This window comes from Brevibacillus sp. MCWH, assembly GCF_013096935.1.
In the GTDB taxonomy this organism is placed as follows: domain Bacteria; phylum Bacillota; class Bacilli; order Brevibacillales; family Brevibacillaceae; genus Brevibacillus; species Brevibacillus aydinogluensis.
Genome location: NZ_SDLF01000032.1, coordinates 1 through 13,706, shown reverse-complemented (window position 1 = coordinate 13,706; position 13,706 = coordinate 1). Strand labels below are relative to the sequence as shown.

12 protein-coding genes, 9 tRNA genes and 1 rRNA gene are annotated in these 13,706 nt (G+C 58.9%); 18 read left to right on the top strand and 4 right to left on the bottom strand.

From position 1 onward, the window contains the following. The 11 genes from ETC00_RS18470 to mnmL form a co-directional block, all read left to right on the top strand. A 23S ribosomal RNA gene (locus ETC00_RS18470) occupies nt 1-173 on the top strand; the annotation flags it as partial. A 50-nt stretch (nt 174-223) separates the two neighbouring features. Further along, a tRNA-Ser gene (locus ETC00_RS18465) sits at nt 224-315 on the top strand. A gap of 26 nt (nt 316-341) precedes the next feature. Next, nucleotides 342-418: transfer RNA gene (locus ETC00_RS18460), tRNA-Met, on the top strand. A 1-nt stretch (nt 419) separates the two neighbouring features. Then, nucleotides 420-493, top strand: a tRNA-Trp gene (locus ETC00_RS18455). Between the two features lie 24 nt (nt 494-517). Then, a tRNA-His gene (locus ETC00_RS18450) sits at nt 518-593 on the top strand. Between the two features lie 10 nt (nt 594-603). Next, nucleotides 604-677, top strand: a tRNA-Cys gene (locus ETC00_RS18445). A gap of 7 nt (nt 678-684) precedes the next feature. Next, nucleotides 685-761: transfer RNA gene (locus tag ETC00_RS18440), tRNA-Arg, on the top strand. A gap of 10 nt (nt 762-771) precedes the next feature. Next, a tRNA-Leu gene (locus tag ETC00_RS18435) sits at nt 772-856 on the top strand. A gap of 4 nt (nt 857-860) precedes the next feature. Continuing rightward, nucleotides 861-937: transfer RNA gene (locus ETC00_RS18430), tRNA-Glu, on the top strand. Between the two features lie 254 nt (nt 938-1,191). After that, nucleotides 1,192-2,430: a glycosyltransferase family 2 protein gene (locus ETC00_RS18425; RefSeq protein ID WP_171567580.1), complete on the top strand. Its 1,239-nt coding sequence runs from the start codon at nt 1,192-1,194 to the stop codon at nt 2,428-2,430. Nucleotides 2,431-2,591: 161 nt separating this feature from the next. Then, complete coding sequence (gene mnmL, locus ETC00_RS18420) at nt 2,592-3,557, top strand: tRNA modification radical SAM protein MnmL/YtqA (protein WP_171567579.1); 966 nt, start codon at nt 2,592-2,594, stop codon at nt 3,555-3,557. A 66-nt stretch (nt 3,558-3,623) separates the two neighbouring features. Here the strand turns inward: mnmL and ETC00_RS18415 are convergent, their stop codons facing one another. Both ETC00_RS18415 and ETC00_RS20495 read right to left on the bottom strand, forming a co-directional pair. Next, nucleotides 3,624-4,352, bottom strand: a complete 729-nt coding sequence (locus ETC00_RS18415; RefSeq protein WP_171567578.1) for a glycerophosphodiester phosphodiesterase — start codon at nt 4,350-4,352, stop codon at nt 3,624-3,626. Between the two features lie 104 nt (nt 4,353-4,456). After that, entirely contained in the window at nt 4,457-4,540 is an 84-nt protein-coding gene (locus ETC00_RS20495; RefSeq protein WP_171567581.1) for a YjcZ family sporulation protein, read from the bottom strand. Between the two features lie 181 nt (nt 4,541-4,721). On the opposite strand from ETC00_RS20495, the gene ablB reads away from it, so the two are divergent. Further along, nucleotides 4,722-5,567, top strand: coding sequence for a putative beta-lysine N-acetyltransferase (ablB, locus tag ETC00_RS18405; protein ID WP_171567577.1), 846 nt, complete (start codon nt 4,722-4,724; stop codon nt 5,565-5,567). 2 nt (nt 5,568-5,569) lie between these two features. Here the strand turns inward: ablB and ETC00_RS18400 are convergent, their stop codons facing one another. After that, nucleotides 5,570-7,114 (bottom strand): PucR family transcriptional regulator, encoded by a 1,545-nt coding sequence (locus ETC00_RS18400; RefSeq protein WP_171567576.1) that lies wholly within the window; start codon nt 7,112-7,114, stop codon nt 5,570-5,572. Between the two features lie 150 nt (nt 7,115-7,264). On the opposite strand from ETC00_RS18400, the gene ETC00_RS18395 reads away from it, so the two are divergent. From ETC00_RS18395 to ETC00_RS18370, 6 genes are all read left to right on the top strand, one after another. Continuing rightward, entirely contained in the window at nt 7,265-8,617 is a 1,353-nt protein-coding gene (locus tag ETC00_RS18395; protein WP_171567575.1) for an aspartate aminotransferase family protein, read from the top strand. A 21-nt stretch (nt 8,618-8,638) separates the two neighbouring features. Then, entirely contained in the window at nt 8,639-9,331 is a 693-nt protein-coding gene (locus ETC00_RS18390; protein ID WP_171567574.1) for a CoA transferase subunit A, read from the top strand. Then, nucleotides 9,313-9,990, top strand: a complete 678-nt coding sequence (locus ETC00_RS18385) for a 3-oxoacid CoA-transferase subunit B (RefSeq protein WP_171567573.1) — start codon at nt 9,313-9,315, stop codon at nt 9,988-9,990. The genes ETC00_RS18390 and ETC00_RS18385 overlap by 19 nt, the downstream gene beginning before the upstream one ends. Nucleotides 9,991-10,108: 118 nt before the next feature. After that, entirely contained in the window at nt 10,109-11,386 is a 1,278-nt protein-coding gene (locus tag ETC00_RS18380; RefSeq protein WP_171567572.1) for a peptidase, read from the top strand. Nucleotides 11,387-11,609: 223 nt separating this feature from the next. Further along, the gene (locus ETC00_RS18375; RefSeq protein ID WP_171567571.1) at nt 11,610-13,028 is read left to right on the top strand and encodes an aldehyde dehydrogenase family protein; all 1,419 of its coding nucleotides are present in this window, start codon (nt 11,610-11,612) and stop codon (nt 13,026-13,028) included. Between the two features lie 191 nt (nt 13,029-13,219). Further along, nucleotides 13,220-13,308, top strand: a tRNA-Ser gene (locus tag ETC00_RS18370). 136 nt (nt 13,309-13,444) lie between these two features. Here ETC00_RS18370 and ETC00_RS18365 read toward each other — a convergent pair. Beyond that, nucleotides 13,445-13,636: a hypothetical protein gene (locus ETC00_RS18365; RefSeq protein WP_171567570.1), complete on the bottom strand. Its 192-nt coding sequence runs from the start codon at nt 13,634-13,636 to the stop codon at nt 13,445-13,447. Nucleotides 13,637-13,706: the final 70 nt, after the last annotated feature.

Sequence of the window (13,706 nt, the reverse complement as noted above, 5' to 3'; positions counted from 1 at the left end):
TGCGGACGGGATAAGCGCTGAAAGCATCTAAGCGTGAAGCCCCCTCCAAGATGAGACTTCCCACAGCGTCAAGCTGGTAAGACCCCTCAAAGACGATGAGGTTGATAGGTTCGGTGTGGAAGCGCGGCAACGCGTGGAGCTGACGAATACTAATCGGTCGAGGACTTATCCACTCCAATGATCCTTTGCACCATGCATATCCAGTTTTGAAGGTATATATCGCGGAGAGTTACCCAAGAGGCCGAAGGGGACGGTTTGCTAAACCGTTAGTACGCGATTAGCGTAGCGAGGGTTCGAATCCCTCACTCTCCGCCATATTCCTTACAGCATTCATACTGCATGGCGGTGTAGCTCAGCTGGCTAGAGCGTTCGGTTCATACCCGAAAGGTCGGGGGTTCAAGCCCCTCCACCGCTACCATAGGGGCATAGTTTAACGGTAGAACGAAGGTCTCCAAAACCTTTGGTGTGGGTTCGATTCCTACTGCCCCTGCCATTTTTCCTATATTTTGACAACACGGCGGTCGTGGCGAAGTGGTTAACGCACCGGATTGTGGCTCCGGCATTCGTGGGTTCGAATCCCATCGATCGCCCCATGTATATCGAGGGAGTATAGCCAAGTGGTAAGGCACGGGTCTGCAAAACCTTCACCCCCGGTTCGAATCCGGGTACTCCCTCCACTTATACGTCCCAGTAGCTCAGCTGGATAGAGCAGCGGCCTTCTAAGCCGTCGGTCGGGAGTTCGAATCTCTCCTGGGACGCCATGTTATATATGCGGTCGTGGTGGAATTGGCAGACACACCATCTTGAGGGGGTGGCGGGGCGACCCGTGCGAGTTCGAGTCTCGCCGACCGCACCATCATGGCCCGTTGGTGAAGTGGTTTAACACAGCAGCCTTTCACGCTGTCATTCAGGGGTTCGAATCCCCTACGGGTCACCAAAGCTCATACACATCCACGAAGCCTTTTTTGACAAAGGCTTTTTTTTCTGCATATTGTCATGTACCGGAATAGAACCGAATAAAGCTGGGAATGGTGATAGAAGTGTCGCCGTTTTTCCCACTTTTGGGTGATTGCTATATAACCGGTTTTGAGGTACACTCCCAATTGAGAGAAAAACAAGAGAGAAATTTTGGAAAAACACTACCTAAGTCATAACTGCGCAGCATTTGACTTAGGTCGAGGAGAAGAACCAATGAGTGCATTGAGAGAGATCATTGAGGGATTATTCATCGGATTCACTTCTACAGTAGGGGTGATTAGTGCCTACCAAACGTTGGTATCATGTGCCGGCCTGTTCCGCAAAAACGAGCAGGTCACCCATGAACCGCAAAAGACATTTGCAGTACTGGTGGCGGCACACAACGAAAGCGCGGTCATTGCACCGCTCATCGAAAACCTGAAGCAGCTGGATTACCCCCGCGACATGTACGATATCTTCGTGATCTGCGACAACTGTACCGACAATACGGCGGAGATCGTCAGAGCGCACGGCGCGTACGCGTGCGAGCGATTTGATTCGTCCAAACGCGGGAAGGGCTACGGCATCGAGTGGATGCTGGAGAACCTCTGGGCGATGCCCAAACAGTATGACGCTGTCGTGATGTTTGACGCAGACAACCTGGTAGAGAAAAACTTCCTGCGCGTGATGAACGATCGCCTCTGCAAAGGAGCGCGCGTCATCCAGGCCTACCTGGATTCCAAAAACCCGTTTGACTCGTGGATTACGCTTTCGTACGCAGTCACGTACTGGTTTACCAACCGGATGTGGCAGCTGGCCCGTCACAACCTGGGGCTGCCCAACACACTAGGCGGAACCGGTCTGTGTATCGAGAGCAATCTGCTCAAGGAGATGGGCTGGGGTGCCACCAGCTTGACGGAAGACCTGGAGTTTGCCACCCGCTGTATCGAACGAGGCATTTACCCGACGTGGGCGCACGACACGAAGGTGTGGGATGAAAAACCGATTGATCTGAAGGCTTCCATGCGGCAGCGGCTTCGCTGGATGCAGGGACATTATGACGTGGCAGGGCGTTACATCGGCACCGTCCTGAAAAACGGCCTGAAGCAGCGCCGTCTTGGCATGCTGGACGCGGCGTTTTACCTGTTTCAGCCGATGTATGTGCTGATTGTCACAATGATGTCGCTGTTGTTTTTGGGACGCTTTTTTGAGATTGAGGCGTTCATGCCGATTGTCAGCTTCCTGCCGGACTGGATGATCTACGGATCGACAGCAGTTTTCTACCTGCTGCCGCTATTGGCCCTGTACCTGGACAAGGTGCCGCTAAAAGGTTACTTCGGGCTGCTGCTGCTCCCATTCTTCTTCCTCACCTGGCTCCCGATTCTGTTCTACGCGTTCTTCACCAAGAACAACCAGGTGTGGAGTCACACGTCGCACACACGGGCCATTCGCATCGAAGAAATACAACAGTGACCATAGAGACGGAAAAAACCACAGGGCCATTCCCTGTGGTTTTTCCTGTCTTTCGGTTCGCACGTCCGTCGTGACTTCTGTTATAATAAATCGATGGATGAATCGCCAGGCGGTGTCTGTAAATCCGTTTGGCCGGCATCCCGACGGAAAGGAGCACAGCCATGAAACAAGCATCTGTACACGCGGATACCCCGCGCCTGTGGGGAAACAAGCGTTATCATACATGGAACTATCACTTGCGCCAGACGTTTCACGAGAAGGTGTTCAAGGTGCCGCTGGACGGCGGGTTTACCTGCCCGAACCGGGACGGCACGGTAGCCACCGGGGGATGCACGTTTTGCAGCGCCCGCGGCTCGGGTGATTTTGCCGGGGACCGGCGGATGGATCTGGAGCGCCAGTTCCACGACGTAAAAACCCGCATGCACACGAAGTGGCCGTCCGCCAAGTACATCGGGTTTTTCCAGGCGTACACCAACACGTACGCGCCCGTGGAGGAACTGCGCGAGATGTACGAGGTGGTTTTGAAACAGGAGGGCGTGGTCGGCCTGTCGATCGCCACGCGGCCCGACTGCTTGCCGGATGACGTGGTGGAGTATCTGGCCGAACTGAACGAACGGACGTATCTCTGGGTGGAGCTGGGGCTGCAAACCATCCACGAGCGTACCGCCAAACTGATCAATCGCGCCCACGATTACCAGTGCTACCTGGACGGCGTGGAAAAACTGCGCAAACACAACATCCGCGTATGTTCCCACATCATTTACGGATTGCCGGGTGAAACCCATGAAGACATGATGGAGACGGCCAAGGCCGTGGCCCATCTCGACGTGCAGGGCATCAAGATCCATCTGCTTCATCTGCTGCGCAAAACGCCGATGGTCAAGCAGTACGAGGCAGGGCTGCTGGAGTTTCTGACCCAGGAAGAGTACACCAAATTGGTGGTGGACACCCTGGAAATTCTGCCGCCAGAGATGATTGTCCACCGCGTGACGGGGGACGGGCCTCCCGACTTGCTGATCGGTCCGATGTGGAGCCGCAAGAAATGGGAAGTGCTGAACGGCATCGACGCCGAACTGGAACGGCGCAACACTTGGCAAGGCAAGTATTACGAACCGAAGACGACCTGAGGCCATCCATGGCCGATTGAGAAAAAGGGAGCCTGTACACGGGCTCCCTTTTCATTGTTGACGGGTTCACGGCCGCTGCAGCACTTTTCGCGCCTTCCCCGGGTAGTTGGTGATAATGCCGTCTACCCCCATTTCGGCAGCCTGCCGGATGCGGGCAGATTTGTCAATGGTCCAACCGACCACTTGAAAGCCGCGTGCTTTCGCTTCTTCCACCAGGGAGGGGGTCAGCTGGTCTTCCGGCACGTGGAGCTGATTTGTTCCGTAGCGGGCGCCCACTTCCCAGGGATGCTGAAGCGGTCCGACGTACAGCAGGCCGGTAGCTTGCGCGGGCTCCAGCTCTTTGATGCGCAGCAGGCTGTCAAAGTTAAACGAGGAGACGACGGTTCGCTCCGTCAGCTGATAGCGCTTGATCAAGTCGATCACCCGTTCCTCCAGATGAGGCTGGGGGACGAGAAAGTTTTTCAGTTCGATGATAAAACGCAGCGACGTAGGGGCGAACGCGTCCAGGACTTCCTTCAGCGACGGTATGCGCGTCTGGCTCGTGGACTGTCGGGCCCCCTTGTCGGCCCGCAGCCGCCTAAGCTGTCGCCAGGTGTGCTGTTGAACGGCGCCCGTGCCGTTGGTGGTGCGCTCCAGCAGATGATCGTGAATCACCACCACTTTTCCATCGAGGCTCAACTGCACATCCAGTTCCAGGCCGTCCGCACGCCGCTTGAGCGCGCCGTAAAAGGCTTCCATCGTATTTTCCGGATAGATGCCGGAAGCGCCGCGATGTGCGTATACGAGAGGGGTCACGTGGCTTCCTCCTTCCGCAGGTCATCCGCTTTGCCGCTTCTCCCTTACATGTATATGTATAAAGCCCCTCACTACGACCAGGCAGGAGGGGCTTTTGACGCCCCTTACGCACAAGCGCACAGCACGATCACGAGCAGTACAAAGAGCACCAGCACCAGGGCAAAATCGTTGGTAAGGCGGAAACTCACAGCAGAACCTCCTTCCCGGCAGTAAACCTTCTTGTTATTCTATGGCCATAAGAAGCAATTGGCGCTCGCCGTAAAATGAAATGGGGCAAAGAGGAGGCAGCCGACATTTTGTACACTGTGGAGAATGACCTTGGGCGCCAACGTGTTACAATGAGAGAAAACTGGAGAAAGGGGAACGCGCATGAGCGATGTAGCCGCGATGCAGGCAGCAGGAGATTTAGTGGTGGATCAACGAAATCGGCGGGTGAAGCTGCATCTGTACGACAGCGGTCGTATCTGCGAGATGGACGCCATCATGAGGCGGCTGGCCGAAGAGACGGACGCGACCAAGCTGATCGTGTACGGCAAAAAAAAGGACGTGCCGCTGTGGCTTTCCCTCGGCTACAGGCAGGAAGGGACGATTGACGGATTTTTTCGAGGCGAAAATGCGCAGATGCTTTCCTGCTTTCTGACGGAAGAACGGGCAGTATCTGCCGCGCCTCAAGTCGCGGAGGACATCTTGCAGCTCAGCCTGGCAAAAGCGGGCCAAGGAGAGGTCAAGCCGCTTCCGCCAGGGTACATCCTGCGGGTGGCCACGCCGGCGGACGCGGATGAACTGGCCCGATTGTACAGGCTGGTGTTTGCCACCTATCCGACGCCGATGGACGACCCGGACTACGTGCGAAAGACCATGAGCGAGAGCACCTACTACGTCGTCGCCGAGTATGACGGCCGGATTGCCTGTGCCGCCTCTGCGGAGGTGACAGAACGTTTTGGCTCCGCCGAACTGACGGACTGTGCCACCCACCCGGACCACGTCGGAAAGGGGCTGCTGCAGCCGTTGTTTGCCGCTCTGGAAGAAAAAATGGAGGAGATGGGCATTTACTACCTGTACACGCTGACACGGGCCCAATCTCCCGGCATGAATGTGACGGCAGCCAAACACGGCTATAAGTACCGCGGACGGCTGATCAACAACTGCACCATTTTTTCCGGATACGAAGACATGAACATCTGGGTGAAGCCGTTGCGTCCCACTTTCGAGTAGGCCTACGCCTCGGCGGGGTACAACTGCTGCTGCAGGCGCCGGGCCATGAGGGCCAGCCGAAGCTGCCAGCGCTGATGAGCATCCTCCAGGTTGACCCCGGTTTTGTCTTCGATTTGGGTCAAGCGGTATTTCAGCGTGTGCCGGTGAATATATAACGCTTGGGATGTCTTCAGGCCGTTGCCGTTGTGATCCAGATAGGCGCTGAGCGTCTCCAGGAGCTGCTGGTTGTGCCTGGCGTCGTAGCGGATCAGCGGGTCGAGCAGCGGCTGCCAGAGGGCCTCCAGCATCTCCGGGCTGCGATGGTACGGAAACAAAAACTGGTACCCGCGCATCTCCCCGAAGCGGAGCAGAGCGGGCGAACGAGCCAGGAGCGGATACGCCTGCAGCGCGAACAGGGCCTCCTCGGCTGCTTCCGCCAGCGCGGTCAACTGGCCGCGCGGATTGCTGAGCGCCACCTGCAGGGGAGACGCGGGGTGCAGCCGTTCCCAGCGGGCAGCAAATTGCTCCAGCAGCACAAGGCTGGTTTGGTCATGCGGCAGGATGAACAACAGACAGTGGGGGCGTTCGCGCAGCAGGTAGGAGCGGTGGTGCCGATCGCACAGTCGTCTCATCAGCGTAATGCACGCCTGATGCAGGTCGGACAAAGCGGCGCCATCGCCCGTGCCCACTTTGACCGCGGCCACCATGTGACTGCCGGTGAGCGGGTAGCCCAGCATGCGGCTGCGGTGATCCAGTTCGTCCGCACGGAGGGGACGACCGCTCAGCAATTCGTCCACGAAATCTCCTTTCAGACGCCATTCTGTGGCCGCCACCGCCCGTTCCTTGACGTATTCCAGCGCGCAGAGAGTGGCTGCGTGCTGCAGGGCAACATCGTCCAGCTCTTTCCACTGCCCTTCTGCTTTAGTCAGGGTGAGCGTGCCGAAATGTTCCCGGCTGGCGCGAATGGGCACCGCGTGCTCGCTGGTCTTTCCGCCTGCGATCGCCTCACCGCTTGTACCTCCGTGTTGGACCACTTCAAACCCGAGCGCATCCACCAGCTTGACTGCGCCGCCAGTCAACTGGGCCAGCTCCGCCGCAATGGCGGGCAGCCCGCCTTTGGACAACGCTGCCTCGATCATCCGGTTGTGAATCGCCTGCGAGTAGGCCAGCGTCTCAAACTGCCGGTTGATGATCGGCTGCAGGATCGCCTTGGTGATCGTGGAAAAGTTCATTTCCACCGGGATTTCGATCAACGGAAGCCCGAAGCGGTCCGCCATGTGGACGAGGTCGGCGGGAATCTCGCGCAGGTAAAAGCCCGTGTGCAGGGCGACACCGCTCAACTTTCGTTCAGCCAGCGAGGGAATCAGCGACGACCGGCGCTGCTCGTCCTCGGACAATCCAAATCCGGTCGTAATCAGAAACTCGCCTTCCTGCAACCGGGTGACATCCTCCAGCACTTCCACGATCGTGACCCAGCGGATCGGGTTGTCCAGCCCGGCGGCCCCTCCGACCAGCCGCGTTTGAACCATGTCGGGCAATTGCAGCGCTTCGCGTATCGTAATGGTCATCTTCAATCCTCCCTGTTTCCAACACCCGATCTCTTATACAAAATGTACAAAAGATTTTGTCTAGTTTCCACGCTTTTTTGCCAGCTCGTCGAATGGAGCGGACGCTCTCTTCCGTTAGGATGAAAAGAGAGAAAAGGTGAGGTGGCTATCATGCAGAGAAGCTATGTGATCAAGCCCGAATTGGGCAAATCGTATCCGTTCGTGTCCCACGGCAAGGGGATCTACCTGTACGACAAGGAAGGGAAGCGGTACATCGACGGCTGCTCCGGCGCGGTGACAGCCAGCATTGGTCACGGCGTGGAGGAAATCGCCGAGGCGATGTACGCGCAGGCCCGCAGCGTCTCGTTTGCCTACCGCTCCCACTTCAGCAGTGATGCAGTGGAGGAATTGGGGGCCAAACTTGCGGAGTGGGCCCCGGGGTCGCTCAACTGGAGCTTTTTTGTCAGCAGCGGCTCAGAGGCGACGGAGACGGCGCAGAAGATCGCCATTCAGTACTGGCAGGAAAAGGGATATGCGACCAAAAACCGGATCATTTCCCGTTGGATGAGCTATCACGGCATTACGATGGGGGCGCTCTCCATGTCCGGCCACGTGCTGCGGCGCAAGCGTTTTGTCCCGCTGTTGGCTGACGGCCCGAAAATTTCACCGCCCTATCCGTATCGCCGGCCGGAGGGGATGTCGCTGGAAGCGTACGCGCTGGCCTGCGCCAACGAACTGGAGACGGCGATTTTGCGCATCGGTCCGGAGCATGTGGCCGCATTTATCGCCGAACCGGTGATCGGCGCTTCGGGCGGTGCGGTTGTGCCGCCGGACGGATATTTCCAGCGCATCCGCGAGATTTGCGACAAGTACCAGGTGCTGTTCATCGCCGACGAAGTCATGACCGGTGTGGGCCGCACGGGCAAGCCGTTCGGGATTGATCACTGGGGCGTGCAGCCCGACCTGATGGCCTTGGGCAAGGGTATGAGCGCCGGTTACACGCCGATGGCGGCGGCGATGGCCACAGACGACATCATCGAGACGATTGCGCGCGGCTCGGGATTGATCATGGCCGGCCACACGTACAGCGCCAATCCGCAGTCGGCGGCAGTTTCGCTCGCGGTGCTGCGCTACGTGGAAAAACATCAGCTGGTGGAAAAGGCGGCCGAGCGAGGGGCCTACCTGTTGAGCCGCTTGCGCGAACTGGCCGACGAACTGCCGCTGATCGGCGAAGCGCGCGGACTGGGGATGCTGTGCGGCCTGGAGTTTGTCAAGGACAAAAAGACAAGGGAACCGTTCCCGCTGGCCCAGGGCGTAACCGCCCGCATTATTAAGCGGGCGTTTGAAAAAGGGCTGCTCATCTACCCGGCGACGGGCGGATTGGATGGCGTGGCCGGGGACGCAGTCATTATCGCGCCGCCACTGACGATCACGACCGAAGAAATCGACGAATTGATCGCCCTGCTGAAAGAATCGATCGCAAGCGTAGAGCAGGAACTGCGACAGGAAGCGCTGCTGGTCTGACGGGCAGGGGGGAGGAGAAACATGGCCAACCGGTTTGACAAAGTGATTTCACTGGAAGATGCCTTGACGTATTTTCACGACGGGATGACCCTGCTTGCCGGCGGTTTCGGCGGAGTGGGCAACCCGCCCACGCTGATCCAGGGCATCCTCGACAAGGGCGTGCGGGACATCACGCTGATCAGCAACGACACCGCCTTTCCGCACATCGGCGTCGGCAAGCTGGTCACCGAGCGGCGGGTGAAAAAGGTAATCGCCTCCCACATCGGTTCCAACCCCAACGCCGGGGCCCAGATGACAGCCGGGGAGCTTGAGGTGGAGTTTTGCCCCCAAGGCATCCTCGCCGAGCGCATCCGTGCGGGCGGAGTGGGGCTGGGCGGCATCCTGTCCGACATTGGGATCGGCACCATCGCTGAAAAAGGCAAGGAAAAAGTGATCGTCGACGGCAAGGAATACCTGCTGGAGACGCCGCTGACAGCGGAGGTGGCCATCGTCTACGCCAAAAAGGCGGACCGCTTCGGCAATCTGGTGTACGACACGAGCGCCCGCAACTTCAACCCGCTGGTGGCGATGGCGGGCGACATCACCATCGTGGAGGCGGAGGAGATCGTGGAGATCGGCGAACTGGACCCTGAAGAGATTGTCACACCAGGAGTGTTCGTCCACGGCATCGTGCAGAGTGAGGGGGTGAACTGGCAATGGGCTTGGGAGAAGTAAACCGGACGGAAACCTATCGGGAACGGATTGCCCGCCGGGCGGCGCAGGAGATCGAGGACGGCATGATCATCAATCTGGGCATCGGCATTCCGACGCTGGTGGCCGACTTCATTCCGCCGGAGAAACGGGTGATGTTTCACGCGGAAAACGGCATCCTCGGTACCGGCCCCAGTCCGGCCAAGGGGGAGGAAAACCCGATGCTCTGCAACGCCGGAGGGTTTCCCGTCACGCTGGTGAAAGGTGCGTCGTTCTTTGACAGCGCCACCGCCTTTGCCATCATCAGACGGGGGCTGTTGGACATGACCATTCTCGGCGTGCTTGAGGTAAGCCAGCGGGGCGACATCGCCAACTGGATCGTGCCGGGCAAGCGCGTTCCGGGCATGGGTGGGGCGATGGAGCTGGCGCAGAAGGCCAAACGGGTGATGGTGCTGACCACCCATCTGGACAAGAACGGCCGTTCCAAAATCGTGCGGGAATGCTCCCTGCCCCTGACGGCCAAGGCAGCCGCCAACCTGATCATCACTGACATGGCGGTGATGGAAGTTCGGGAAGACGGGCTGTATCTGCGCGAAGTGATGGAACCATACAGCGTCGCGGACGTGATCGGCGCGACGGAGGCGGAGCTGAAGCTGGACGGCGACGTCGGCGTATTTCGCTGAGGCGGCGGGCGATACAAAACGGACGATACGGACAAAGCTGCCCGCCGGCTCTCGCATGGAAAACGAAAACGGACGCGAGGCAGATACCATTTGCCACGCAGGCAAAAGGAGGGTAACGATGGCAAACTGGCAGACGCTGATCCGCGAACAAATCGCCAAGGAAAAGGAGGCGGCCACGAAACTCCTGCAGGCATGGGTGCGGGAGGCAAGCGTGCAGGGCAATGAGCGCTCCATCCAGGAGAGCATCGCCAAGACGCTGCACGCGATGGGGCTGGAAGTCGATCTGTGGGTGATGGAAGGAGACGAATTGTTAAAACACCCGTATTTCGTCTCGCCGCGGACTGTGTTCGCGGACAGCCCCAACGTGGTGGGCGTATGGAAAGGAACGGGCGGCGGCCGCTCAATCATTCTCAACGGGCACGTGGACGTGGTGCCTGCCGGCGACCCCGCCCAGTGGTCGCACGACCCGTTCAGCGGCGAAGTGGTGGACGGCAAGCTGTACGGCCGCGGCGCAACCGACATGAAAGGGGGAAACCTGGCCTCGCTCTTGGCGATCCAGGTGCTGCAGGCGCTGGGGGTGCGGCTCAAGGGGGATGTCATCTTTCAAAGCGTAGTGGAAGAGGAGAGCGGCGGCGCAGGCACGCTGGCAACCATCCTGCGCGGCTACAAGGCGGACGCCGCCCTCATCCCTGAGCCGACCAACATGAAGATTTTCCCCAAGCAGCAGGGCTCGATGTGGTTCCGCCTGACGGTAAAGGGACGCTCTGCCCACGGCGGCACCCGCTACGAAGGGGTGAGCGCGATCGAGAAAAGCATGCGCGTAGTCGATGCGATTGCCCGCCTGGAAAAAGAGCGAAACGACCGGATAAACGATCCGCTGTACGCCAAGCTGCCCATTCCCATCCCGATCAATATTGGCGTGATCGAAGGCGGCAAATGGCCGTCCTCCGTGGCCGATCTGGTCAAGCTGGAGGGACGGATGGGGGTGGCGCCGGGCGAGCGGATGGAAGACGCCCGGGCGGACATGGAGGCCGCTCTGCACCGCTTGGCCGACGAGGACCCCTGGTTTGCTGAACATCCGGTGGAACTGGAGTGGTTCGGGGCGCGCTGGGTGCCGGGGGCGGTGGCGGAGGATCACCCGCTGATGGACATCCTGCAGCGGCAGTTTGTAGCCGTGACGGGCCGGCGCGCCGTAGTGGAAGCCTCGCCGTGGGGCACGGATGGGGGCCTCTTGACGACACTGGCCGACACGCCTGCCATCGTGGTGGGGCCGGGCGTCACCCAGGTGGCTCACTACCCCGACGAGTACATCGAACTGGACGCCGTTTTCCAATGTGCCGAAATCTTTGCCCTGACACTGCTGGAGTGGTGCGGAACGGATGACGCGGCGAACTAGCTGGTCTGAGGCAGGCAGCGATGCAGCGATAAAGGAGCGGTTCACATGAGTCCGCTTCCCGCCTGATGGAGCGTGCTGGTTGGGCGCACCTCTGGGCTGTACTGAAGTAATGTGCAACCTGTCACTGCATGGCCGCCGACCCGTTGGAGGAAGGCTGAAACGCGGTGGAGAAAGAGTTGGAGCAGTTGCACACCTCATCGCGAATGGAGGGAGGAAGAGGACGATGAAAAAAGCGTGCTATATCGGCGGACAGTGGGTGGAGACGGGTACCTATGCTCCGCTGTACGCCCCGTACAGCGGCGAGGTGATCGCGGAAATCGCCCAGGCCGACAGAAATACGGTGGAACGGGCGATTAGCGCCGCGCAGGAAGCGGCACCGGTCATGCGCAGCATGCCGGCGTACCAACGGGCCGCCATTTTGGAGAAAATCTCCGGATTGCTGAACGAACGGCTGGAAGAAGCGGCGAAAATCATCGCGCAGGAGGCGGGCAAGCCGATCAAAACGGCGCGGGGCGAAGTGATCCGCACCATCCAGACCTACAAGTTCGCTGCGGAAGAAGCCAAACGGATTTACGGCGAGACGCTGCCGCTGGACGCCGCCATTGGCGGGGAAGGGCGGCTGGCGTACACGGTGCGCGAACCATTGGGCGTCATCGGCGCCATCACGCCGTTCAACTTCCCGATGAACCTGGTTGCGCACAAGGTGGGGCCGGCCATCGCGGCAGGCAATACGGTAGTGCTGAAGCCGGCGTCGCAAACGCCGCTCTCCGCCTTTTTCCTGGCGGAGCTGGCCGAACAGGCGGGGCTGCCGGCTGGCGCGCTCAACATCGTCACCGGCAGCGGCGGCACCGTCGGCGACCTGCTGGTGACCGATCCGCGCGTCAAGGCGATCACGTTTACGGGCAGTCCGGCTGTCGGCATCAACATCCGCAACCGCGCCGGACTGAAGCGGGTGACGCTGGAACTGGGCTCCAACTCCGCCGTGATCGTGGACCGCGACGCCAATCTGGACGACGTGATTCCGCGCTGCATTTTTGGCGCGTTTGCCTACTCCGGTCAGGTGTGCATTTCCGTCCAACGGATTTATGTCGCTGCGGAGCTGTACGACACGTTCGTGGAACGTTTCGTTGCGGAGACGCGCAGGCTGCGGGGCGGCGATCCGCTGTCCGAAGAGGCCGACTACTCGGCAATGATCAGCCCGAAAGAAACGGAACGGGTGCTGGAGTGGATCGAGGAGGCCAGGCAGCGGGGCGCCCGCGTCGAATGCGGCGGCGAAACGGACGGCCGCGTACTGCAGCCCACCGTCTTGACCGGTGTCCCGGCTGACGCCAAAATCTCCTGCCAGGAGGTGTTTGGACCAATCGTCCTGATCAACCCTGTCGAGTCGGTCGCCGAGGCGATTGCGCTGGTGAACGACTCCCGGTATGGCCTGCAGGCGGGCCTGTACACCAACAATCTTTCGCTTGCACTGCAGGCGGCTGACGCGCTGCATGTGGGCGGCGTGATGATCAACGACATTCCCACTTTCCGCGTCGACCACATGCCCTACGGCGGCGTCAAAGAGAGCGGCATGGGCCGCGAAGGCGTCAAGTACGCGATTGAAGAGATGACGGAGCTAAAGCTGGTTGTCGTGAAACGCTAGGGATAAACAGGAGAAAGTAAGGATCAGGTCATACGGTATGGCGCTGCATCTTCGTCCAAGCGATGCATCAGCGCTGCAGAACGACCCGGCTGCCCGCTGCTGGCCGCCGGGTCCATTTTTTTTGGAAAAATTGCAGGAAAGTGTTGCAAAATGAGAGGCAATTATGATATAGTTTAACTTGTCCGTATCGCGGAGGGATACCGAAGTGGTCATAACGGGGCGGTCTTGAAAACCGTTAGGGCGCAAGCCCACGGGGGTTCGAATCCCTCTCCCTCCGCCATATATCGAAAATCGAAAAACGTGATATGAGATCGACCTTGCGTATGTGTACACGATTCACATCGGAGGTCGATTTTTTTATGATTCCGCATGCAAAGGCTGCCAAAAGGCTGCGGCCGCGGACAATGGCCGATTTCTTATGTCACTTTTATGAAAATCTCTTTGGTATTGTTTTCTCCGGCTTTCCAATTTTTCAACGTATCAAACGCATAATCTGTTGTATCCGGTATAACGGCTTTAAGTGTAGTTTCGCTTTCCCAGCTCATCGAAAGTGTGAAGATCAACGTTAAAATCCCCAATATAATCGGTTGAAAATTCCCCACTTTCATCGCAAACTCTCTCCTTGGAGGAGAGAGGAATCATGATAAAGAATGGGGAGTTTTACATGATTCACGAAAT